The organism is Streptomyces sp. BYX5S (assembly GCF_054724165.1).
Genome location: NZ_CM138829.1, coordinates 553,201 through 574,037 on the forward strand (window position 1 = coordinate 553,201; position 20,837 = coordinate 574,037).

Sequence of the window (20,837 nt, forward strand, 5' to 3'; positions counted from 1 at the left end):
GGAAGGGGCCTCCACGCGCGCGTGGAGGCCCCTTCCCGTGTTCCCGACCCCGCCGGAGCCCTCCCGGGCTACCGGCCGAACCGCCGCACGCCCGAGGGCGTGACGACCGCGTCCACCGCCTTGTCGTGCGCCTCCGCCGGGACGTGCGCGACGACCTCGCTGTCGTGCAGCAGCACCACCAGAGCGGGCCGGACCCCGGCCGCCTCCAGACGCGCGAGCACCCGGTCGTACGAGCCTCCGCCGCGCCCCAGCCGCATCCCGCGGTCGTCCACGGCGAGCCCCGGCAGCAGCACGGCGTCCGCCGCCAGGACGGCCTCGGGGCCGAGCCGCTCGCCGCCGGGCTCCAACAGGGTGATCCGCCCCGGGTGTTGCACGCTCTTCAGCGACCCGGCCCCGGCGTACACACCCCAGTCCAGGTCGTTGTCGGGCAACAGCACCGGCAGCAGAACGCGCGTCCCGCGCGCGCGGAGGGCGTCAAGGAGGGCCCCCGTCCCCGGCTCGCCGCCCACGGAGACGTAGGCCGCCACGGTGCGCGCCGCCGCCAACTCGTCGAGCTCCAGCGCGCGTCGCGCCACAACCTTCTGCGTCTCCCGCACGTCATCCTCTGTCAACGCGTTCCTCACCCGCAGGAGCTCCCGCCGCAATGAACGCTTGTCAGGGTGGGACCCGCGCGGGTCTGTCGTGTGCGGACTCATAGCCGGGGCACAAACCTTTCCTATTCGGCTCATATATGTAGCTACAAAGCGGACCCACAGATTCCGCCCATAGCCGCCGGATATGGTGACCCGCATGACTGACGCGCACACCAGGATCACCAAGGCTGTCATCCCCGCAGCCGGCCTCGGAACCCGGTTCCTCCCGGCCACCAAGGCGACGCCGAAAGAGATGCTTCCGGTCGTCGACAAGCCGGCGATCCAGTACGTGGTCGAAGAAGCCGCGTCAGCGGGACTCGGCGACGTACTGATGATCACGGGCCGCAACAAGCGGCCGCTCGAGGACCACTTCGACCGCAACCACGAGCTGGAGTCCGCCCTTGAGAAGAAGGGCGACGCTGACCGGCTGGCCAAGGTCCAGGAGTCCAACGACCTCGCCACCATCCACTACGTGCGCCAGGGCGACCCCCGGGGCCTCGGCCACGCCGTCCTGTGCGCCGCCCCGCACGTGGGCGACGAACCGTTCGCCGTCCTCCTCGGCGACGACCTGATCGACCCCCGCGACCCGCTGCTCCAGAAGATGGTCGAGGTCCAGGAGGAGCACGGCGGCAGCGTCGTCGCCCTCATGGAGGTCGAGCCCTCGCAGATCCACCTCTACGGATGCGCCGCCGTCCAGTCCACCGACGACGGCGGCGTCGTCAAGGTCACCGACCTCGTGGAGAAGCCCGACCCGGCCGACGCCCCCTCCAACTACGCCATCATCGGCCGCTACGTCCTGGACCCCGCCGTCTTCGACATACTGCGCAAGACCGAGCCGGGCCGCGGCGGCGAGATCCAGCTCACCGACGCCCTCCAGCAGCTCGCCGCGGACGAGAAGGTCGGCGGCCCCGTGCACGGCGTCGTCTTCAAGGGCCGCCGCTACGACACCGGTGACCGCGGCGACTACCTCAAGGCGATCGTCCGCCTCGCCTGCGAACGAGAGGACCTGGGGCCGGACTTCCGCACATGGCTGCGCGACTACGTAGCCGAGGGCATCTGAGCACAAGCTGCCGCCACCACCCCGGCCGACCTGGGAACCCCTCCCGCACACCGCCTCATGGGCCGCACTTTGCGCCCGTGGTAGTAAAGCCGGAGGACACCGGAGAACCAGCACGCCGGAACGAGGAGCAGCAGTGAACAGTTTCAGTGCCACGACGGACCGAGCGCAGATCTGGTCGGTGGACGAGCACCTGGCGGACATCCTCGGCACCGTCCGGGCGCTCGACCCCATCGAGCTCCAACTCCTCGACGCGCAGGGCTGTGTCCTCGTCGAGGACGTCACGGTCCCGCTGTCGCTGCCGCCCTTCGACAACAGCTCGATGGACGGATACGCCGTGCGCGTCGCCGACATCGCGGGCGCGAGCGAGGAATTCCCCGCCGTGCTCACGGTCATCGGCGACGTCGCGGCCGGCCAGGCCGAACAGCCCACCGTCGGCCCCGGCGAGGCCGCCCGCATCATGACGGGCGCCCCGCTGCCGCCCGGCGCCGAGACCGTGGTCCCCGTCGAGTGGACCGACGGCGGACTCGGCGCGGGCCCCGTCACCTCGATGCCCGCCCACAGCGCCTCCCCTGAGGGAGCGTCGGGCGAGGTCCGCGTGCACCGCCCCGCCGAAGCACGCGCGCACGTACGCGCGCAGGGCAGCGACGTACAGGCCGGCGACCGGGCCCTGGCCGCCGGCACCGTCCTCGGCCCGCCGCAGATCGCGCTGCTCGCCGCCATCGGCCGCGGCACCGTACGCGTGTGCCCGCGCCCGCGCGTGGTCGTCGTCTCCACCGGCACCGAACTCGTCCAGCCCGGCGAGCAGTTGGCGCAGGGCCAGATCTACGACTCCAACAGCTTCGCCCTCACCGCCGCGGCCCGCGACGCCGGAGCCATCGCCTACCGGGTCGGCGCGGTCGCCGACGACGCCGAGACGCTCCGCTCCACCATCGAGGACCAGCTCATCCGCGCCGACCTCGTCGTGACCACCGGCGGCGTCAGCGTCGGCGCCTACGACGTCGTCAAGGAGGCCCTCAGCGGCATCGGCGACCCCGACGAGGAGGACGGCATCGCAGCGGGCAGCGGCGTCGAGTTCCGCAAGCTCGCCATGCAGCCCGGCAAGCCCCAGGGCTTCGGCTCCATCGGCCCCGACCACACCCCGCTGCTCGCCCTGCCGGGCAACCCCGTGTCGTCGTACGTCTCCTTCGAACTCTTCGTACGCCCCGCCATCCGCGCCCTGATGGGCCTGCCCGGGGACTCCGTGCACCGGCCCACGGTCCGCGCCCGCCTCACCGCGGACAAGGCGCTCACCTCGCCCTCCGGCCGCCGCCAGTTCCTGCGCGGCGCCTACGACGAGGCGGTCGGCGAGGTCGCCCCCGTCGGCGGCGCCGGCTCGCACCTCATCGCGGCGCTCGCGCACGCGGACTCGCTGATCGTGGTGCCCGAGGACACGACGTCCGTGGAGCCCGGCACCGAGGTCGACGTGGTCCTGCTGGGCTGACAGGCCCCACTGTCCGAGGCGCGCGATACCGTGTCGCGCACAATCGTCCGGCGCGCCGCACCGCGCACGGCTCGGATCGGGAGCGCCACAGCACCATGAGCACCTCGCAGAACCAGCAGAACCAGCAGGACCGGACCGACCGGCTCACCCACATCGACGAGGCGGGCGCCGCCCGCATGGTCGACGTGTCGCAGAAGGACGTCACCGCGCGCACCGCCCGCGCCAGCGGCCGCGTCCTCGTCTCGCCGCGCGTGGTGGAACTGCTGCGCGGCGAGGGCGTCCCCAAGGGCGACGCCCTCGCGACGGCGCGGATCGCGGGCATCATGGGCGCCAAGCGCACGCCCGACCTGATCCCGCTCTGCCACCCGCTGGCCGTCTCCGGTGTGAAGCTCGACCTGTCCGTCGCGGACGACGCGGTCGAGATCCTCGCCACCGTGAAGACCACCGACCGCACCGGCGTCGAGATGGAGGCGCTCACCGCCGTCTCCGTCGCCGCGCTCACGGTCGTCGACATGGTCAAGGCCGTCGACAAGGGAGCCGTCATCAGCGACGTACGGGTCGAGGAGAAGACGGGCGGCAAGTCCGGCACCTGGAACCGGGAGGAGCGGGCATGAGCGACCGCTACCGCGCCCTCGTCGTCACGGCCTCCAACCGCGCCGCCGCCGGGGTCTACGAGGACAAGGGCGGCCCCCTGATCGCCGCCGGTCTCAGGGAGCTGGGCTTCGCCGTCGAGGGCCCCCAGGTCGTGCCGGACGGCGACCCGGTCGAGGCCGCCCTGCGCGCCGCCGTCGAGGCGGCCTACGACGTCGTGGTCACCACCGGCGGCACCGGCATCTCGCCCACCGACCGCACCCCCGAGGCGACGGCCCGCGTCCTCGATTGGGAGGTGCCGGGCATCCCGGAGGCGATCCGGGCGTACGGCCGGGAGGAAGTGCCCACGGCGGCGCTCTCGCGTGGTCTCGCGGGGGTCGCCGGGCGCACACTGATCGTGAACCTGCCGGGGTCCAGCGGGGGCGTGAAGGACGGGCTCGCCGTCCTCGGGCCGCTGCTGACCCACGCCGTCGACCAGATCCACGGCGGCGACCATCCGCGAAGCGATTCCGGACCCGGCGGCAGCGGGTCCAGACCCGACGCCCAGGCATCCGGGGGTGCGCACTGAACAGCCCGTCGTGGCCCGTCGTGCTGGCGGAGGGCGATGTCGTCCTGCGCCCCATAAGGCTGCGCGACCAGCGCGCCTGGCGTGAGGTGAACCGGCGCAACCGCGACTGGCTGCGCCCCTGGGAGGCGACCATCCCGCCGCCCACGCCGAGCGGCCCGGTCACCCACCGCCCGACATACCGTCAAATGGTGCGCCACCTGCGCTCGGAGGCGAACGCGGGCCGGATGCTGCCCTTCGTCGTCGAGTACCAGGGCCGCCTCGTCGGGCAGTTGACCGTCGCCGGGATCACCTGGGGATCGATGTGCTCGGGCCACGTCGGGTACTGGGTGGACCAGTCGGTGGCGGGCCGCGGTGTGATGCCGACGGCCGTCGCGCTCGCGGTCGACCACTGCTTCCGGACCGTGGGGCTGCACCGCATCGAGGTCTGCATTCGGCCGGAGAACGGGCCGAGCCGAAGGGTCGTGGAGAAACTCGGATTCCGCGAGGAGGGCCTGCGTCCACGGTATCTCCACATCGACGGCGCCTGGCGCGATCACCTCGTCTTCGCGCTCACCGCGGAGGAGGTCCCGGAAGGGCTCCTGAAGCGACGCCGGCGCGAGCGCCGGGGCAATGCCGCAGGTCCGGGAGCCCCCAACACGGTTGACCCGGGCGCCCCTTCGAAATGAAATAAATGTTCGAAATTGATCGATGGGACACTCCGGCGGCCCATTGAATTCCCCCGAACGTCGGCCTGTTGATCACATCGGTCGCAAAAAAGCTCGGATTATCAGCCAGATCGTGCGACACACCGGCTCAATTGGCGGATGGCCCCGTGCAAACCCCTCTACGGTGTGTCCGTGAGCAGCAGCGGCCTCATCTACGCAGTCATCGTCGGGGCCTGGGCCGCCTACTTGGTGCCGATGTGGCTCCGTAGGCAGGACGAGTTGAACGAAGCTCGTCCGACGGAACGCTTCAGCACCGCCATCCGGCTTCTCTCCGGTCGGGCGGGCATGGAGCGCCGGTACGCCAAGGACCTCCAGGCACGCTCGCCCGAGTCGGACGAGCACGGCGACCCGGTCGACCCGGACGCGCCCACCGAAGGGGTGGACGTTCGGGACATCGGCATGCCCCCGGCCGGGGAGCAGCACCCCCCGCGAACCGGGCGAGAACGCCGCGAACGCCCCGAACCCGCCCGCGAGTCCGCCCGCCCCTCGGTGCGCGAGCCGGTCCGCGACACCGGACGCGATTCCGGGCGCGAGCCCGCGCCCGGTTCCGTCCGGGACTCCGCGCGCGTGCCCGTACCCGCCTCCGCCCGCGAGGGCGCCGAGTCGGGGGCCGCGGCCGCGACCGCCGCCAAGTCCCGCTCCGCCCGCGCCGCTTCCGTCGCGGCCCAGGCGCAGGCCGCGCGCGCCCGGCGCAGCAAGGTGCTCGCGCGGCGCCGCCGCACCACCGTGCTGCTCTTCCTCGCCTTCACCGTCGGCGCCGTCGTCGCCGCGGTCGGCGGCATCGCCTTCCTCTGGGCACCCGCCGCCCCCGCCCTGCTCCTGAGCGCGTACATCGTCTACCTGCGCACCCAGGAACGACGCCGCTTCGCCTACGTCATGGACCGCCGCCGCGCCGAAGTCGCCGCCCAGCGCCTGCGCGAGCGTCAGCCGCGCAGGCGGCAGCCGGCCGCGGCCCACGCCGCGGCCGAGGACCTGGAGGACGGACCAGCCGCGGACGAGACGGCCACCGACCCCGGCCTCGAAGCCCTCGCCGCCGACCGCCGCGCCCTCGTCGAGCAGACCGACCACCAGGAGTGGGTCGACCAGCAGCGCGAACGGCAGCGCCACCCCGGCCCCGGCGACAGCTGGGACCCGGTCCCCGTCCCCCTGCCCACGTACGTCACCGCCCCCGTCGCCCCGCGCGCCACCAGCGGCATCGACTACAACGCCCCCGAGACGTGGAGCGCCGCCCGCTCCTCCGCCGCGGAACAGGCCGAGCAGCGGGAGCGGGCCGCCGAGCCCGCCCCGGAGTCCGCCGAGCCGGTGGCCGACGACGGACGCAGCGACGCCCGCCGCGCCGCCTCCGCCCGCCGCTCCCGCGAGCGCGGACGCACCCCGCTCTTCGACCAGTTCGACGAGGGGACCGACGGCCGGCCGCGCGCCGCCAACGAGTGAGCCGGACCACGCCGGAGCCCTCCCGGCTGACCAGCCAGGGAACGGATTTCCAAGCACCCGGATCGGGGTGCTAGAGTTTCACTCGTTGCAAGGGCCTGTGGCGCAGTCCGGTAGCGCACCTCGTTCGCATCGAGGGGGCCAGGGGTTCGAATCCCCTCAGGTCCACTGCAATGAAAGCCCCCGACGGGAAACCGTCGGGGGCTTTCGCACGTTCAGGAGGCAGTAGCTCACAGCTGCTTCGCGAAGCACCGGCTCAACTCGTCGAACCGGTAGTGCCCGAACTTGGCGCACGGCTCGTACCCGCTCGACGTGTACAGGGCTATCGCCTCCGGCTGCTTCGTCCCCGTCTCCAGCACCATCCGCGTGCGCCCCGCCGCCCGCGCGTCCTCCTCCAGCGCCGCCAGGATCCGGCGCGCCAGCCCCAGGCCGCGCGCCTCCGGCGTGACGTACATGCGCTTCAGCTCGGCGTCCCCGTCCGCGTACCCCTCGTCGTTCGCGTCCTGCGTGCGCCAGCCGCCCGTCGCCAGCGGGGTCCCCGACGCGTCGTACGCGAGCAGGTACAGGCCGCGCGGCGGCTCGAACATCGTCGGGTCCAGCGGTGTGACGTCGCCCTCGTCCCCGTAGCGCTCCGCGTATTCGAGCTGCACGCGGTCGTTCAGCGCGATCGCGTCGGGGTGGCCGAAGGAGGTGGGGCGCAGGGTGGGGGACGCGGCCCCGGCGAACTGAATAGTCATACGAGGCATGGTAACTCTATGCGGACGCTTACGGCCCGGCTGTCCAGTCTGCCGGTATCGTGCCGGGGTGCTGACTGTGACCTCTGTGAATGTGAACGGGCTCCGGGCCGCCGCCAAGAAGGGCTTCGTGGAGTGGCTCGCCGAGACCTCCGCCGACGTCGTCTGCCTTCAGGAAGTGCGCGCCGAGCCGCACCAGCTGCCCGAGAACGTGCGGGAGCCCGAGGGCTGGCACGTCGTGCACGCCCCGGCCGCCGCCAAGGGCCGGGCCGGCGTCTCCCTCTACTCGCGGCGTGCGCCGGAGCGCGTGCAGATCGGCTTCGGCTCGTCCGAGTTCGCCGACAGCGGCCGCTACGTCGAGGTGGACCTGCCGGGCGTCACCGTCGCCAGTCTCTACCTGCCCTCCGGCGAGGTCGGCACCGAGCGCCAGGACGAGAAGATCCGGTTCATGGGGGAGTTCCTGCCCTATCTGAAGGAGCTGCGCGAGCGGGCCGCCGCCGACGGCCGCGAGGTCGTGGTCTGCGGCGACTGGAACATCGCGCACCAGGAGGCCGACCTCAAGAACTGGAAGGGCAACAAGAAGAACTCCGGCTTCCTGCCGGAGGAGCGCGCGTGGCTGTCGTCCGTCTTCTCGCCGGCCGACGGCGGGTACGTCGACGTGGTGCGGGCGCTGCATCCGGATGTCGAGGGGCCGTACTCGTGGTGGTCGTACCGCGGGCGGGCGTTCGACAACGACAGCGGTTGGAGGATCGACCTGATGGTGTCGACGCCGGGGCTGGCCGGGCGCGCGGTGAAGGGCTACGTCGAGCGGGCTGCCACGCATGCCGAGCGGTGGTCGGACCATGCGCCGGTGACCGTCGTCTTCGAGTAGGCGCCGAAGGGTGACGCGACGGGGCCCCGTCCGGTTCCTCCGGACGGGGCCCCGTCGCGTGCGTACGGGCGGTGCTACCGCTGGAAGCGGTCCTTCGCCTCGTCGGCGGCGTCCTGCGCCTTGTCCTTCGCCTGGTCCATGCCGTCCTTGGCGCGGTCCTGGCCTTCCTCGGACTTGCCCTCGGAGCCGCCCATGGCTTCCTTGGCCTTGTTCTGAAGCTCTTCGGCCTTGTCCTTGAACTGGTCAGAGATACCCATTTGATGCTCTCCGTGAAGGATCGGGGATGAACCTCGACCAGACTGACACGGGCCCCCATATGGCGCATTTTGGACGATGACGGACCGTGTGCGGAGGACGGACCGGCCGACGAAACCCCAGGTCAGCGGCCTCGTGCTGCCTCGTCGGCGGCGCCGCCTGCGCCCACCAGACCCTTCGACACCGTGCCGAGGCGGCCCTCGAAGCGGCTCACCTTGCGCTGGCCCACGATCCCGATCGCCGTGGGCAGGTAGCCGCGGATGCCCTGCATGCCGCGCAGCCACCACTGCGCGTACACGTGCGCGGACCGGCGCTCGATGCCCGCCACGATCCGGTCGACGGCCGGGCCCAGCGGATACGTGCGGTTCGTCGGCCACGGCAGCTGCTTGCGCAGATCGCGCATCACGTCGTCCTGGTCGGCACCGCGCACCATGTCCGTGTCGGTCCACGACAGGTAGCCGACGCCGACCCGCACGCCCTTGTAGCCGACCTCGGCGCGCAGCGCGTGCGCGTACGCCTCGACGCCCGACTTGGACGCGCAGTACGCGGTCATCATGGGCGCGGGGGTGAGCGCGGCCAGCGAGGCGATCTGGAGCAGGTAGCCGCGCGACTCCACGAGTACGGGCATGAAGGCGCGCGCCGTCACGGCGGAGCCGATGAGGTTGACCTCGATGACCCGCCGCCAGGCGACCGGGTCGGAGTCGGCGAAGGGGCCGCCGGTCGCGACGCCCGCGTTGGCGACGACGATGTCGACCTTCCCGAACCGCTCCTTGACCTCCTGCGCGACCCGCGCCATCGCCTCGTGGTCGGTGACGTCCGCGTGCCACCAGTCGGCGTCGGAGTGCAGCCGCGAGGCGACCTGCTTCAGCTCGTCCGGCTCCAGGCCGATGAGGGCGATCTTCGCGCCGCGCGCCGACAGCTTGCGCGCGAGGAGTTCGCCCACGCCGCGCGCGGCGCCCGTGACGACCGCGACCTGTCCTTCAAGACTGACCCTGCTCATGCGGCGTCCGCCCCCTTCGGCGAGTGTGAATCGACGTACTGCTGCGACAGTTCCCGGATCTTCGCCGTGACGGCCTCGGGGGCCTCGACGGGTGTCATGTGGCCGAGTCCGGCCAGTTCGGTGAGGCCCACGCAGTTCGGCAGCGCGGCGGCTATCCGCCGGGCGTGCACGACGGGGGTGAGCCGGTCCTCGGTGCCGGCGACGACGGCGACGGGCATCGTCAACCGGCCGACATTGACGTCCAGTTGCAGCTGCTCCAGCACGTGCGACCAGCCGTACCGGACGCCGCGCGGGCACGCGTGGACGATGCGCGCGCAGGCCTCGACCTTGTCGGCGGCCGAGCCGGGGCCCATCGTGGCGTACTTGAGGACCCGCTTGCCGATCGGGGTGACCGGGCCGAGAGGCGCCTTCGAGCCGAGGATCGCGCGGGTGATGCGGGTGCGCATGGCGCCGGTCCGTATCAGCGGCACCACGGTCGCCTCGGCCACGAGCTGCGAACTGCCGGTGCTGCACAGCAGGACGGCGGCCGCGTGCTCCTGGAACGTCGCGCGTCCCGCGGCGGCCATCATCGTCATGCCGCCCATGGAGTGCCCGGCGAGCACGGCCTTCTCGCCCGGCGCGAGCGTCGCGGCGAGCACGGCCTCCAGGTCGTCCGCCAGCATGTCCGTGGTGTACGGGGGCTGGAGGGCGGCCGGGCTGCGGCCGTGACCCCGCTGGTCGTACACGATCACCCGGTGGTCGGTGGCGAGGGCGCGCACCTGCGCGGCCCAGAACGCCGTCGAGCAGGTCCAGCCGTGCGAGAGAACCACGGCGGGGGCCTCCTCGGGGCCGTGCACCTCGACGTGGAGGCGGGCCCCGTCCGCGGAGGTGACGGTCAGTTCCCGGGCGGCGACGGGCGGCGCGTACGGCCCCGTCGTCACATGGCGCATCAGGCGGCTCATGCGGCGTTCACCTCTGCCTTCTCCTTCTTGGTGGGCGACGTGGGTGACGTGGCCGAGGGCGGGCGCACCACCTCGTACTCGCCCACGTCGACGTGCTTGGTGGCGTGCCGGAACTCGGTGGTGGTGCCGGGCCACACGGTCGTGTTGACGCCGTTCTCGTCGAGGTACCAGCTGTTGCAGCCGCCGGTGTTCCAGACGGTGCGCTTCATGCGGTCCTGCACGCGGTTGTTCCAGCCGGTGACGGCGGTCGTGCGCGGGTTCAGCGCGACGCGGCCGCCGAGGACGTCCAACTGCCGCATGTAGTCGCCGAGATAGTTCAGCTGGGCCTCGATCATGAGGATCATCGAGGAGTTCCCGAGGCCGGTGTTGGGCCCGATGACCGTCATGAAGTTCGGGAATCCGGCGGCGGTGGCGCCGCGCAGGGCGGCCATGCCGCCCTTCCAGCTCTCGGCCAGGCTCTGGCCCTCGCCGTTGACGACGCGCTGCGCGATCGGCATGTCCGTGACGTGGAAGCCGGTGCCGAACACGATGGCGTCGACCTCGGCCTCGGTGCCGTCGGCGGCGACGAGGGTGTTGCCGCGGACCTCGCGCAGCCCGGAGGCGACGACGTCGACGTTCGGCTGGGCGAGCGCCGGATAGTACGTGTTGGAGAGCAGGATCCGCTTGCAGCCGATGCGGTAGTCCGGGGTGAGCTTGGCGCGCAGCTCCGGGTCCTTGATCGCACGGTGCATGTTGCGCTTGGCGAGCTGTTCGACGGCGCCCAGCTCGTTGGGGCGCTTGGTGAACGCCTGGACCTGCAACTCCCGGATGCCCCAAAGGAGTCCGCGCCGCGCCTGGGTGGTGAAGGGCAGCTGCCGGTGCAGCCAGCGCTCGCCCTGGGAGATGGGCCGGTCGGCGCGCGGCATCACCCAGGGGGGCGTGCGCTGGAAGAGGGTGAGGTGCCCGACCTGCTTCTGGATGGCGGGCACGATCTGGATCGCCGATGCGCCCGTGCCGATCATGGCGACGCGCTTGCCGCGCAGGTCGTAGTCGTGGTCCCAGCGCGCGGAGTGGAAGACCTTGCCGGGGAAGGTGTCGAGGCCGGGGATGTCCGGCGTCTTGGGGTCGGAGAGCGGTCCGGTCGCGGAGACGACGACATCGGCGGTGAGCTTCCCGCTCGCGCTGTCGATCTCCCACCACAGCTTCTCGCCGTCCCAGCGCAGCTCCTTCACCTCGGAGTCGAACCGGATGTGCGGCCGCAGCCCGAAGGTGTCGGCGACGTTCTCCAGGTACGCCCGGATGTGCTCCTGCCCGGAGAAGGTGCGCGGCCAGTCCGGGTTCGGCGCGAAGGAGAACGAGTAGAGGTGGGACGGCACGTCGCAGGCGCAGCCCGGATAGCTGTTGTCGCGCCAGGTGCCGCCGACCGAGCCGGCCCGCTCCAGGACCACGAAGTCGGTGATCCCCTCGCGCCGCAGCCGGACCGCCGCGCCGAGCCCGCCGAACCCGGACCCGATCACCGCCACTCGTACGTGCTCGTGCTCCCGCTCGGCCATCCCTGCGCCTCCCTTGCCGCGCGACTCTGCCAGTGAACACTGGCGTAATTCGGAGAGTAGAGCTTTCGCGTACTCATGGGTAGGGGTCGGGCGAAGGAAAGTTACCGGCAGTACGACATATGGTTTCCGGCGTGGAGGACGTGCAGAAGGCAGCGACGGGACGCGGCGGCGGCAAGCGCGAGTACCGCATGGAGGAGCTGGCGAAGGCGGCCGGGATCACGGTCCGCACCGTGCGCTTCTACCGGGAGCGCGGCCTCATCAAGCCGCCCCGGCGCGAGGGGCGCATCGCCTGGTACGACGAGACGCACCTCGACCGCCTGCGCACGATCGCGTCCCTGCTGGAGCGCGGCCACACCCTGAACGGCATCAGCGAGCTCTCCGAGGCCTTCGACCGCGGTCGCGACGTCGGCGAACTCCTCGGCGTCCAGCCGACGGAGGAGGTCCCGGTCCGGCTCTCCGCCGCGGAACTCGCCGACTACTTCGCGGACGACGTCACGCCCGAGAACCTCCAGGCCGCCCTCGATCTCGGGTACCTGGGCATCGACGGCGAGGAGATCGTGCACATCAGCCGGCGGCTGCTCGACATCTCGGCGGCGCTCGTGCGGGAGGGTATTCCGCTGGCGGATGTGCTGGCGGCGGCCCGGCGCCTGCGGGAGCATGCGGATGCCATTGCGGCGCTCTTCACGGAGTTGGTGGCGGTGCATGCCTCCGACGGGGATGTTGAGCGGTTGCGGCCGTTGGCGAAGGGTGTGGTGGAGGCGGAGTTGTCGCTGGCGATCGATCGGCGGATGGGGCCGTCGGCGCGATAGCCGGTGGGCCGTCCCGGGCTCTGTGGCGCAACCCCTTCAAGCCTCTGCGGCGTTTGAGCAGCGGGGTCCGGGGCGGAGCCCCGGGGTGTGCGCCGGGGAGCCGTGGCTGGGCTTGGGGCTCTGCCCCATACCCCGCTCCTCAATCGCCGGAGGGGCTTGATGTGGGCAGCCGGAGAGGCTGATGGGGGCAGCCGGAGGGGCTTGAACGGGGCAGCCGGAGAGGTTGGAGGGGCAGCCGGAGGGGTCAAGGGCGGGGTGGGAGTGGGGGGCGGCGGCGGTCGGGGACCGAGGAGTAGTCCGGGGGCGTGGTCGCGCCCTGTTGCGCGAGGAGGTTCAGGGCCAGGTCCACCGCGTCGTCCAGTTGCGCATGGCGGCCCTCCGCCCAGTCGAGGGGCGTGCGCAGCGCCTCGATGTCGGGTTCGACGCCCCGGTTCTCGATGGACCAGCCGTACTGGGGGAACCACGCCGCGTTCATCGGCACCGTGATCACCGTTCCGTCGCCGAGCCGGTGACGCCCGGTCATGCCGACGACGCCGCCCCAGGTGCGCTGGCCGACGACCGGGCCGAGGGCGAGGAGTTTGAAGGCCGCCGCGATCATGTCGCCGTCGGAGGAGGTCGCTTCGTCGGCGAGGGCGACGACCGGCCCGCGCGGGGCGTTCGAGGCGTAGGAGACCGCCTGGGCGTTGCGCGTCAGGTCCCAGCCGATGATCTTTCGGGTGAGTTTCTCGACGACCAACTCGCTGATGTGGCCGCCCGCGTTGCCGCGCACGTCGACGATGAGGGCGGGGCGGGAGACCTCCATGCGCAGGTCGCGGTTGAACTGGGCCCAGCCGGAGCCGCCCATGTCGGGGATGTGCAGGTACCCGCACTTGCCGCCGCTCAACTCCCGTACGACGGCGCGGCGTTTGGCCACCCAGTCCTGGTAGCGCAGGGGGCGTTCGTCGACGAGGGGGACGACCGCGACGCGGCGGGGGCGGCCGCCGCCCTCGGCGGGGGTGAAGGTCAGCTCGACCGTCGTGCCGCCCGCGCCCGCGAGCAGCGGGTAGGGGCCGGTGACCGGGTCGACCGGGCGGCCGTCGACGTGGGTGAGGACGGCGCCGTCGCGGATGCCGGTGCCGGCCAGCGGGGAGCGGGCCTTGGAGTCGGAGGAGTCGCCGGGCAGGATGCGCTGGAGCGTCCAACGGCCTTCACGGCACACGAAGTTGGCGCCGAGGAGGCCCTGCGCGCGCTGGTAGTGCGGCGGGCCCTCGTTGCGGCGGGCGGCGGCCACGTAGGCGTGGGAGGTGCCGAGTTCGCCGAGGACCTCGCGCAGGAGGTCGGCGAACTCGTCGGGGGAGGCGACGCGTTCGACGAGCGGGCGGTACTGGTCGAGGACCGCGTCCCAGTCGATGCCGCACATGTGCGGTTCCCAGAAGTAGGCGCGGATGATCCGGCCCGCCTCGTCGTACGCCTGCCGCCACTCGGCCGCCGGGTCGACCTCGTGCAGGATGCGGCGCAGGTCGATCCAGACGGTGGTGTCGTTGTCGCCGGCCTCGGTGGACGGCACGGCCTCCAGTTCGCCCTCGTCGACGACGACGAGCCGGGAGCCGTCGCCGCTGACCGCGAACCAGTCCATGTGGGCGACGAGGACCGACTTCTTGCCCTTGAGCAGGTCGAAGTGTTCGAGGGTGGGCTGGGCCGAGGGGTCGGCCGGGTTGGCGAACGTCTCGCCGAGCGCGCCCGAGATCGGCCAGCGCAGCCAGACGAGGCCGCCGCCCGCGACCGGGTGCAGCGCCGAGTACTTGGACGCCGAGACGGGGAACGGGACCACGCGGTTGGCGAGCCCCTCGATCTCCACGGTCGGCGTGCCGTCGCCGCCCGCGTCCTCGACGGGGTCCAGGCCGCCCGCCGCGGTCCGCCCGTCGGGGGAGAGCGCGAACGGCGAGGGCGTCGCGGACGACAGCGGTACGAGGTAGGGGCGGCAGCCGAGCGGGAACGAGAGGTCGCCGGTGTGCACGTCGTAGACCGGGTCGAAGCCGCGCCAGGAGAGGAAGGCGAGGTAGCGGCCGTCGCGGGTGAAGACGGGATTCTCGTCCTCGAAGCGGCCGTTGGTGACGTCGACGATCGTCGCGGTCTCGGCCTTGGTGGCGCCGAGGGCGGTGGAGCCGCCGCCCCGGTTGATCCGGGCCATCTTGATCTGGCGCAGCGAGCGGCCGATGCCCGGGTGCGACCAGGTCAGCCAGGATCCGTCGGGGGAGAAGGCCAGGTCGCGGACGGGGCCGTTGGTGGAGCGGATCAGCTCGGTGACGGTGGGCTCCCGCAGTGGTGCCTCGCCGCCCTCCTCCTCGCCGACGTCGATCAGCAGCAGCCGCCCGTCGTTCGAGGCGATCGCGAGGCGTTCGCCCGCCGGGTCGGAGACCAGTTCCTGGACGCGGCCGAGCCGCCCGGAGGCGAACCGGCGCGGGCTGCGGTCGCCGCTGGCCCGCGGCAGGTAGGCGATCTCGACGGCGTCCTCGCCGTCGGCGTCGGTGACGTAGGCGACCTGCCCGCCGGAGCCCAGCATCTCGGGCAGCCGGACGCGGACGCCGGGGGTGTCGGCGATGGTGCGGGCGGGGCCGTCGCGGTGGGTGAGCCAGTAGAGGCTGCCGCGGACGACGACGGCGCTGGCCCGGCCCGTCTCGTCGACCGAGAGCGAGTCGACGTGGCTGGCCGCGGGCACCTGGTAGCCGCGCCGCCCCGCGCGCGGCCCGCCGAGCCGGACCGTCAGCCGGCGCGGCACGGAGTCGGCGGCCAGCGAGTCGAGGATCCGCAGCTCGCCCGCGCACTGGTAGACGACGCGGCTGCCGTCGGTGGAGGCGTGCCGGGCGTAGAAGGCGTCGTGGTCGGTGTGGCGGCGCAGGTCGGTGCCGTCGGGCAGGCAGGAGTAGACGTTGCCGATGCCCTCGTGGTCGGAGAGGAACGCGATGCGGCCGTCCACGAACATCGGGTCGTCGAGGTGTCCGTCGAGGTCGGCGAGGATCCGCTGCCCGTGCACCCACAGCCGGCCCTGCGCGCCGCCCCGGTAGCGCTTCCAGGCGGCGGGCTCGTGCGGCGGCGTGCCGGTCAGGAGCAGCGTCTGCCGCTCGCCGTCGATGTCGGCGACCTGGATGTCGGAGACCGGGCCCCAGGGCAGCTTGCCGCCGGGGGAGCCGTCGGTCGGGACGCTGTAGGCGAAGGTGAAGTACGAGAAGGGCTCGCCGTGCGAGGCGACCGCGAGGACGTGCCCGTCGGGCGACCAGCCGCGCACCTGGGTGTCCTGGCTGCCCCAGTAGGTGAGGCGGCGCGCCGAGCCGCCGTCGACTGGCGCCAGGCAGATCTCCGGGTCGAGGCTGCGCCACGTCGTGTACGCGATGTGGCGGCCGTCGGGGGAGAAGCGCGGGTGGCCGACGCGGGTGCGGTCGACGGTGACCCGCCAGGCCCGCGCCGAGCCGTCGAGCGGTGCCACCCACAGGTCGTCCTCGGCGGCGAAGCACAGCCGCTCGCCGCTGATGTGCGGGAAGCGCAGGTACGCCGGGCCGTCTGCATCCTCGGTTGCCTCAGTCACCTCCTCATGCTTTTCCGCGACGCGGGCTCCGGCAACCGGGGCTCGCGGAGATCGCCGAGAAGGAGTCCGTGGAGAAGATGTGGCGCACGGCACGTACGAAACCGTTTCGTTTCGCTAGAGGTGGGGGTACTTTTATGGCGTACGGATCAGGAGAGGTCAGGTGGGTGTCATGGTGGCGGAGGCAGCGTCGCGCCGCAGCCGGCTCACGCCCGAGCGCGAGGCCGAGCTGTACGGCGCCGTGCTCGAACTTCTCCGTGAGGTGGGCTACGACGCCGTGACGATGGACGCCGTGGCCGCGCGCACGCGGTCCAGCAAGGCCACGCTCTACCGCCAGTGGGGCGGAAAGGCCGAGCTGGTGGTGCGTGCACTGCGAAGCCAGAAGCCGCACTTCGACGAGGTCGACACCGGCTCACTGCGCGGTGACCTCCATGCGATGGCGCTCCGCGAGGACGACTGTCACATGGAGCAGAACAGCGCGCTGATGCGCGGCCTGATGGTGGCCGTGCACGCCAACCCCGATCTCCTCGCGGCGGTCAAGGAATGGATCGTCGAGCCCGAGATGTCGGGCGTCGACCGGATGCTGCGCAGAGCGGTGGACAGAGGGGAGATCCGGGCCGACAACCCGGCGCTCAACTATCTGATCCACATGCTGATCGGAGCGTTCGTCACCCGCACGCTCATCGACGAGCAGCCACCCACGCAGGAATACCTCGCCTCGTACATCGACGCTGTGGTCCTCCCCGCCCTCAGCGCCTGACCCGTTTACCCCACAAGTTCACCTGACGCGCCACCGCTCACGTCGTCGGGCCGATCTCCCCTGCCCTGCTCCACGCCCACGACTGACCGGGAGTACGCCTCCGTGGCCACATTCCTCTACAAGCTCGGCAAACTCGCGTTCCGCCGACGCCACTTCGTCGCCCTGATATGGGTGGCGCTGCTCACCCTCGCGGGTGTCGGCGCCGCGTCCGCGCCGACCGCCGCCTCCAGTTCCTTCTCGATCCCCGGGACCGAGGCGCAGAAGGCCTTCGACCTCCTCGACCAGCGCTTCCCCGGCTCGGCCGCCGACGGGGCGACCGCCCGTGTCGTCTTCCAGGCGCCGGACGGCGAGAAGCTCACCGACGCCGGCAACAAGGCCGACATCCAGGACACCGTCGCCGAGCTGAAGTCGAGCTCGAAGAACGTGGCGTCCGTCGCCGACCCGTTCCTCGCGAAGACGGTCAGCCAGGACGGCACGATCGCGTACGCCTCGGCCTCGTACAAGGTCTCCTCGATGGAGCTGACCGACGCCGACCGGGACGCGCTCCAGGAGGTCATCGACGACGCGCAGAAGACCGGGCTGACCGTCGAGGTCGGCGGTGACGCGCTCCAGGCGATGCCGGAGACCGGCGCCACCGAGATCATCGGCATCGCGATCGCGGCCGTCGTCCTGGTGATCACCTTCGGTTCGCTGATCGCGGCGGGGCTGCCGCTGCTGACCGCGCTGATCGGTGTCGGCATCGGCGTCTCCACCATCACGGCGCTGGCCAGTGTGCTCGACCTCGGCAGCACCACCTCGACCCTGGCGATGATGATCGGCCTCGCGGTCGGCATCGACTACGCCCTGTTCATCGTGTCCCGGTACCGCGCCGAGCTGGCCGAGGGCCGCGAGCGCGAGGAGGCGGCCGGGCGGGCCGTCGGGACCGCCGGTTCCGCCGTCGTCTTCGCGGGCCTCACCGTCGTCATCGCGCTGGTCGGCCTCGCCGTCGTCAACATCCCGATGCTGACCAAGATGGGTGTGGCCGCGGCCGGCACCGTCGCCATCGCGGTGCTCATCGCCCTGACCATGATCCCGGCGATGCTCGGCTACGTCGGCAAGCGGGTGCACGGCCGCAAGGCCCGCAAGGAGCTGGGCGAGGCCGGCGAGGGCAAGGAGCCCAAGGACAACATGGGCACCCGCTGGGCCCGCTTCGTGCTGCGTCGCCCGGTCGCCGTCCTGATCGTGGGCGTCCTCGGTCTCGGCGCCATGGCCGTGCCCGTGGCCTCGCTCGAACTCGGCCTGCCCGACGACGGCGCGCAGCCGACCAGCACCACCCAGCGCAAGGCGTACGACCTGCTCTCCGAGGGCTTCGGGCCGGGCTTCAACGGCCCGCTCATGACGGTCGTCGACGCCAAGGGCTCGGACGACCCGAAGGCCGCCGTCTCCGAGGTGGTCCGGGAGATCAAGGGCACGGACGGCGTCGCCGCGGTCACCCCGCCGACGTTCAACAAGGCGGGCGACACCGCCGTCATCAGCGTCATCTCGAAGTACAAGCCGTCCTCGGTCGACACCGAGAACGTCGTGCACGACATCCGTGACGCCGGAAAGGACATCACGGCGGACACCGGCGCCGAGCTGAGCGTCACCGGCTCCACGGCCATGAACATCGACGTGTCGCAGAAGCTCAACGACGCGCTGATCCCCTACCTGGCGCTCGTCGTCGGCCTGGCGTTCCTGCTCCTGATGGTGGTCTTCCGCTCGATCCTGGTTCCGCTGAAGGCGGCGCTCGGCTTCCTGCTCTCCGTGCTCGCGGCGCTCGGCGCCGTCGTCGCGGTCTTCCAGTGGGGCTGGCTCGGCTCGCTGTTCGGCGTCGAGCAGACCGGTCCGGTCATGTCGATGATGCCGATCTTCATGGTGGGCGTGGTCTTCGGCCTCGCGATGGACTACGAGGTGTTCCTCGTGACCCGCATGCGGGAGGCGTACGTGCACGGGGAGCGGCCCGCGCAGGCCGTCGTCACCGGGTTCAAGCACGGGGCGCGGGTGGTCTCGGCCGCGGCGGTCATCATGATCGCGGTGTTCGCGGGCTTCATCGGGAGCTCGGAGCAGATGGTGAAGATGATCGGCTTCGGTCTCGCCATCGCCGTCTTCTTCGACGCGTTCATCGTGCGCATGACGCTGGTGCCGGCCGTGCTGGCGCTGCTCGGCAAGAAGGCCTGGTGGCTGCCGAAGTGGCTGCAGAAGGCGCTGCCGAACGTGGACGTCGAGGGCGAGGGCCTGCGGACGGCCGAGGACCGTCCGGACGACGAGCGGGAGCTCGTCAGCGCGTGACGCCCTGAGGGGCTCCGGCCGGGGTGACGGTCGTGCTGGTGCGGCGCAGGAAGCGGATCAACGCTTTCGTGTCGAACTGCACGACCGTCACCCCGCTCGGCTTGTGGGGGGCGTGGAACTCGATGACGGTCTGCACGCGCCCGCACGGCCACACGCGCACGCTGCCGCCGGAGACCGGGGCGCGCAGTCCGCGTTCGAGCAGCTCGCGGGGGAAGGCGCCCCATTCGCCGGAGCCGGGCAGGGCGACGTGGACGGTGCCGTGCTCGTGGCGCAGCACGACGGGGACCGCGCGGTGCGCCTCGGGGGAGTCGGTGACGACACGGGCCCGCGCGTATTGCTCTACGTACTGCTCGGCTTCCGTCATGTCATCAAATGTCGCATAAGGCGGTGTGTACAGACCAGGGATGACTGGGCTCAACTGGCGCTGAGACGTTATTGCAAGGCGTTCGCAACAAACCACTATCATCGAACGGTTCACCGAACGCCGGACCGAACGCCGGACCGAACGCCCTTCCCGGACCCCGAGCGGAGCTCCCTGCCATGCATGTCCCTGACGGATTCATCAACGCCCCCGTGTCGGTCGCCACGGGCGTCGTCGCCGCGGGCGCCGTCGCCGTCAGCCTGCGCGGCGCCCGGCGGGAACTCGGCTCCGAGCGGGCCGCGCCCCTCGCGGGCCTGGTCGCGGCGTTCATCTTCGCCGTGCAGATGCTCAACTTCCCCGTCGCGGCGGGCACCAGCGGCCATCTGCTGGGCGGCGCGCTGGCCGCGATACTCGTGGGCCCCTACACCGGGGTCCTCTGTGTGTCCGTGGTGCTGCTCATGCAGGGCGTGTTGTTCGCCGACGGCGGCCTGACCGCGCTCGGCGTGAACATCACCGACATGGCGATCACCACGACCGTCGTCGCCTACCTCGTCTTCCGCGGCCTAGTGAAGCTGCTGCCGCGCACCCGCCGCTCGATCACCGCGGCGTCGTTCGTCGCGGCGCTGCTGTCCGTCCCGGCCGCCGCCGTCGTCTTCACCCTGATCTACGCCATCGGAGGGACGACCGACGTCTCCATCGGCAAGGTCGCCACCGCGATGGTCGGCGTGCACGTCCTCATCGGCATCGGCGAGGCCGTGATCACCGCGCTCACCGTCGGCGCGGTCGTCGCCGTGCGCCCCGACCTCGTGTACGGGGCCCGCGGCCTGCACCAGCCGCTGAAGCTGAAGGTCAACGGGGAGCTGGTCGACGCGCCCGCCCCGGTGGCCACCCCCGTGGCGGCCCGCTCCAGCCGCAAGGTCTGGCTCACCGGCCTCGCCGCCTCCGTCGTCCTCGCCGGCTTCGTCTCCTTCTACGCCTCGGCCGACCCCGACGGCCTGGAGAAGGTCGCCCACGACAAGGGCATCGACAAGAAGACCGAGGAGCACGCCTCCTCCGACTCCCCGCTCGCCGACTACGGCGTGAAGGACATCACCGACGCCCGCCTCTCCGGCGGCCTCGCCGGGGTCATCGGCGTCGGCGTCACCGTCGTCGCCGGAACCGGCGTCTTCTGGGCGCTGCGCAGGCGGCGCACCAGCGACGCGACGTCGACCGAGGTGCCGGCGCGGGAGACGGTGTCCTGAC

19 protein-coding genes and 1 tRNA gene are annotated in these 20,837 nt (G+C 71.8%); 12 read left to right on the top strand and 8 right to left on the bottom strand.

Annotated features, from left to right (window positions below; translation table 11 throughout):
* Nucleotides 1–68: 68 nt before the first annotated feature.
* Entirely contained in the window at nt 69–695 is a 627-nt protein-coding gene (locus tag ACYBSK_RS02525) for a 5-formyltetrahydrofolate cyclo-ligase (protein ID WP_457475166.1), read from the bottom strand.
* Between the two features lie 94 nt (nt 696–789).
* On the opposite strand from ACYBSK_RS02525, the gene galU reads away from it, so the two are divergent.
* The 7 genes from galU (at nt 790) to ACYBSK_RS02560 (ending at nt 6,634) form a co-directional block, all read left to right on the top strand.
* The gene (galU, locus tag ACYBSK_RS02530; RefSeq protein ID WP_460245030.1) at nt 790–1,692 is read left to right on the top strand and encodes a UTP--glucose-1-phosphate uridylyltransferase GalU; all 903 of its coding nucleotides are present in this window, start codon (nt 790–792) and stop codon (nt 1,690–1,692) included.
* Between the two features lie 133 nt (nt 1,693–1,825).
* On the top strand, nt 1,826–3,172 hold the full coding sequence (gene glp, locus ACYBSK_RS02535) for a molybdotransferase-like divisome protein Glp (protein ID WP_460245031.1): 1,347 nt from the start codon (nt 1,826–1,828) through the stop codon (nt 3,170–3,172).
* 95 nt (nt 3,173–3,267) lie between these two features.
* A complete protein-coding gene (moaC, locus tag ACYBSK_RS02540) occupies nt 3,268–3,786 on the top strand; it encodes a cyclic pyranopterin monophosphate synthase MoaC (protein WP_460245032.1) in 519 nt (172 codons plus the stop codon).
* Entirely contained in the window at nt 3,783–4,331 is a 549-nt protein-coding gene (locus ACYBSK_RS02545; RefSeq protein WP_460245033.1) for a MogA/MoaB family molybdenum cofactor biosynthesis protein, read from the top strand. Before moaC ends, ACYBSK_RS02545 begins: the two co-directional genes overlap by 4 nt.
* 20 nt (nt 4,332–4,351) lie before the next feature.
* Entirely contained in the window at nt 4,352–4,996 is a 645-nt protein-coding gene (locus tag ACYBSK_RS02550; protein ID WP_457475171.1) for a GNAT family N-acetyltransferase, read from the top strand.
* A 171-nt stretch (nt 4,997–5,167) separates the two neighbouring features.
* The gene (sepX, locus tag ACYBSK_RS02555) at nt 5,168–6,469 is read left to right on the top strand and encodes a divisome protein SepX/GlpR (protein WP_460245034.1); all 1,302 of its coding nucleotides are present in this window, start codon (nt 5,168–5,170) and stop codon (nt 6,467–6,469) included.
* Nucleotides 6,470–6,560: 91 nt separating this feature from the next.
* Nucleotides 6,561–6,634, top strand: a tRNA-Ala gene (locus ACYBSK_RS02560).
* A 62-nt stretch (nt 6,635–6,696) separates the two neighbouring features.
* On the opposite strand, the gene ACYBSK_RS02565 is transcribed toward ACYBSK_RS02560, so the two are convergent.
* Nucleotides 6,697–7,203 (bottom strand): GNAT family N-acetyltransferase, encoded by a 507-nt coding sequence (locus ACYBSK_RS02565; protein ID WP_460245035.1) that lies wholly within the window; start codon nt 7,201–7,203, stop codon nt 6,697–6,699.
* Nucleotides 7,204–7,210: 7 nt separating this feature from the next.
* Between ACYBSK_RS02565 and ACYBSK_RS02570 the strand changes: the two genes are divergently transcribed.
* Entirely contained in the window at nt 7,211–8,071 is an 861-nt protein-coding gene (locus ACYBSK_RS02570) for an exodeoxyribonuclease III (RefSeq protein ID WP_460245036.1), read from the top strand.
* Between the two features lie 74 nt (nt 8,072–8,145).
* Here ACYBSK_RS02570 and ACYBSK_RS02575 read toward each other — a convergent pair whose 3' ends face one another.
* From ACYBSK_RS02575 to ACYBSK_RS02590, 4 genes are all read right to left on the bottom strand, one after another.
* Nucleotides 8,146–8,328, bottom strand: a complete 183-nt coding sequence (locus tag ACYBSK_RS02575) for a hypothetical protein (protein WP_457475175.1) — start codon at nt 8,326–8,328, stop codon at nt 8,146–8,148.
* 122 nt (nt 8,329–8,450) lie between these two features.
* Nucleotides 8,451–9,326: an SDR family oxidoreductase gene (locus tag ACYBSK_RS02580; RefSeq protein WP_457475176.1), complete on the bottom strand. Its 876-nt coding sequence runs from the start codon at nt 9,324–9,326 to the stop codon at nt 8,451–8,453.
* The gene (locus tag ACYBSK_RS02585) at nt 9,323–10,267 is read right to left on the bottom strand and encodes an alpha/beta fold hydrolase (RefSeq protein WP_460245037.1); all 945 of its coding nucleotides are present in this window, start codon (nt 10,265–10,267) and stop codon (nt 9,323–9,325) included. The genes ACYBSK_RS02580 and ACYBSK_RS02585 overlap by 4 nt, the downstream gene beginning before the upstream one ends.
* On the bottom strand, nt 10,264–11,799 hold the full coding sequence (locus ACYBSK_RS02590) for a flavin-containing monooxygenase (RefSeq protein ID WP_460245038.1): 1,536 nt from the start codon (nt 11,797–11,799) through the stop codon (nt 10,264–10,266). Before ACYBSK_RS02590 ends, ACYBSK_RS02585 begins: the two co-directional genes overlap by 4 nt.
* 119 nt (nt 11,800–11,918) lie before the next feature.
* Between ACYBSK_RS02590 and ACYBSK_RS02595 the strand changes: the two genes are divergently transcribed.
* Nucleotides 11,919–12,608, top strand: coding sequence for a MerR family transcriptional regulator (locus ACYBSK_RS02595; protein ID WP_457475179.1), 690 nt, complete (start codon nt 11,919–11,921; stop codon nt 12,606–12,608).
* Between the two features lie 244 nt (nt 12,609–12,852).
* Here the strand turns inward: ACYBSK_RS02595 and ACYBSK_RS02600 are convergent, their stop codons facing one another.
* Complete coding sequence (locus ACYBSK_RS02600) at nt 12,853–16,170, bottom strand: S41 family peptidase (protein WP_460245039.1); 3,318 nt, start codon at nt 16,168–16,170, stop codon at nt 12,853–12,855.
* Nucleotides 16,171–16,339: 169 nt separating this feature from the next.
* On the opposite strand from ACYBSK_RS02600, the gene ACYBSK_RS02605 reads away from it, so the two are divergent.
* Both ACYBSK_RS02605 and ACYBSK_RS02610 read left to right on the top strand, forming a co-directional pair.
* Nucleotides 16,340–16,927 carry a TetR/AcrR family transcriptional regulator gene (locus ACYBSK_RS02605; RefSeq protein ID WP_457475181.1) on the top strand — a complete coding sequence of 196 codons (588 nt, stop codon included), beginning with the start codon at nt 16,340–16,342 and terminating at the stop codon, nt 16,925–16,927.
* A 102-nt stretch (nt 16,928–17,029) separates the two neighbouring features.
* Entirely contained in the window at nt 17,030–19,234 is a 2,205-nt protein-coding gene (locus ACYBSK_RS02610; RefSeq protein WP_460245040.1) for an MMPL family transporter, read from the top strand.
* Here ACYBSK_RS02610 and ACYBSK_RS02615 read toward each other — a convergent pair.
* Entirely contained in the window at nt 19,224–19,598 is a 375-nt protein-coding gene (locus ACYBSK_RS02615; RefSeq protein WP_460245041.1) for an SsgA family sporulation/cell division regulator, read from the bottom strand. The two genes, ACYBSK_RS02610 and ACYBSK_RS02615, sit on opposite strands and share 11 nt — an antisense overlap.
* A gap of 176 nt (nt 19,599–19,774) precedes the next feature.
* On the opposite strand from ACYBSK_RS02615, the gene ACYBSK_RS02620 reads away from it, so the two are divergent.
* Nucleotides 19,775–20,836, top strand: coding sequence for an energy-coupling factor ABC transporter permease (locus tag ACYBSK_RS02620; protein WP_460245042.1), 1,062 nt, complete (start codon nt 19,775–19,777; stop codon nt 20,834–20,836).
* The last annotated feature ends 1 nt before the right edge of the window (nt 20,837 follow it).

What these genes read in the sequence shown, in the direction of transcription:
- ACYBSK_RS02525 (WP_457475166.1), bottom strand. Translation starts at nt 695, where the DNA reads ATGAGTCCGCACACGACAGACCCGCGCGGGTCCCACCCTGACAAGCGT.
- galU (WP_460245030.1), top strand. Translation starts at nt 790, where the DNA reads ATGACTGACGCGCACACCAGGATCACCAAGGCTGTCATCCCCGCAGCC.
- moaC (WP_460245032.1), top strand. Translation starts at nt 3,268, where the DNA reads ATGAGCACCTCGCAGAACCAGCAGAACCAGCAGGACCGGACCGACCGG.
- ACYBSK_RS02545 (WP_460245033.1), top strand. Translation starts at nt 3,783, where the DNA reads ATGAGCGACCGCTACCGCGCCCTCGTCGTCACGGCCTCCAACCGCGCC.
- ACYBSK_RS02565 (WP_460245035.1), bottom strand. Translation starts at nt 7,203, where the DNA reads ATGACTATTCAGTTCGCCGGGGCCGCGTCCCCCACCCTGCGCCCCACC.
- ACYBSK_RS02570 (WP_460245036.1), top strand. Translation starts at nt 7,211, where the DNA reads ATGGTAACTCTATGCGGACGCTTACGGCCCGGCTGTCCAGTCTGCCGG.
- ACYBSK_RS02575 (WP_457475175.1), bottom strand. Translation starts at nt 8,328, where the DNA reads ATGGGTATCTCTGACCAGTTCAAGGACAAGGCCGAAGAGCTTCAGAAC.
- ACYBSK_RS02580 (WP_457475176.1), bottom strand. Translation starts at nt 9,326, where the DNA reads ATGAGCAGGGTCAGTCTTGAAGGACAGGTCGCGGTCGTCACGGGCGCC.
- ACYBSK_RS02585 (WP_460245037.1), bottom strand. Translation starts at nt 10,267, where the DNA reads ATGAGCCGCCTGATGCGCCATGTGACGACGGGGCCGTACGCGCCGCCC.
- ACYBSK_RS02590 (WP_460245038.1), bottom strand. Translation starts at nt 11,799, where the DNA reads ATGGCCGAGCGGGAGCACGAGCACGTACGAGTGGCGGTGATCGGGTCC.
- ACYBSK_RS02595 (WP_457475179.1), top strand. Translation starts at nt 11,919, where the DNA reads ATGGTTTCCGGCGTGGAGGACGTGCAGAAGGCAGCGACGGGACGCGGC.
- ACYBSK_RS02605 (WP_457475181.1), top strand. Translation starts at nt 16,340, where the DNA reads ATGGTGGCGGAGGCAGCGTCGCGCCGCAGCCGGCTCACGCCCGAGCGC.
- ACYBSK_RS02615 (WP_460245041.1), bottom strand. Translation starts at nt 19,598, where the DNA reads ATGACGGAAGCCGAGCAGTACGTAGAGCAATACGCGCGGGCCCGTGTC.
- ACYBSK_RS02620 (WP_460245042.1), top strand. Translation starts at nt 19,775, where the DNA reads ATGCATGTCCCTGACGGATTCATCAACGCCCCCGTGTCGGTCGCCACG.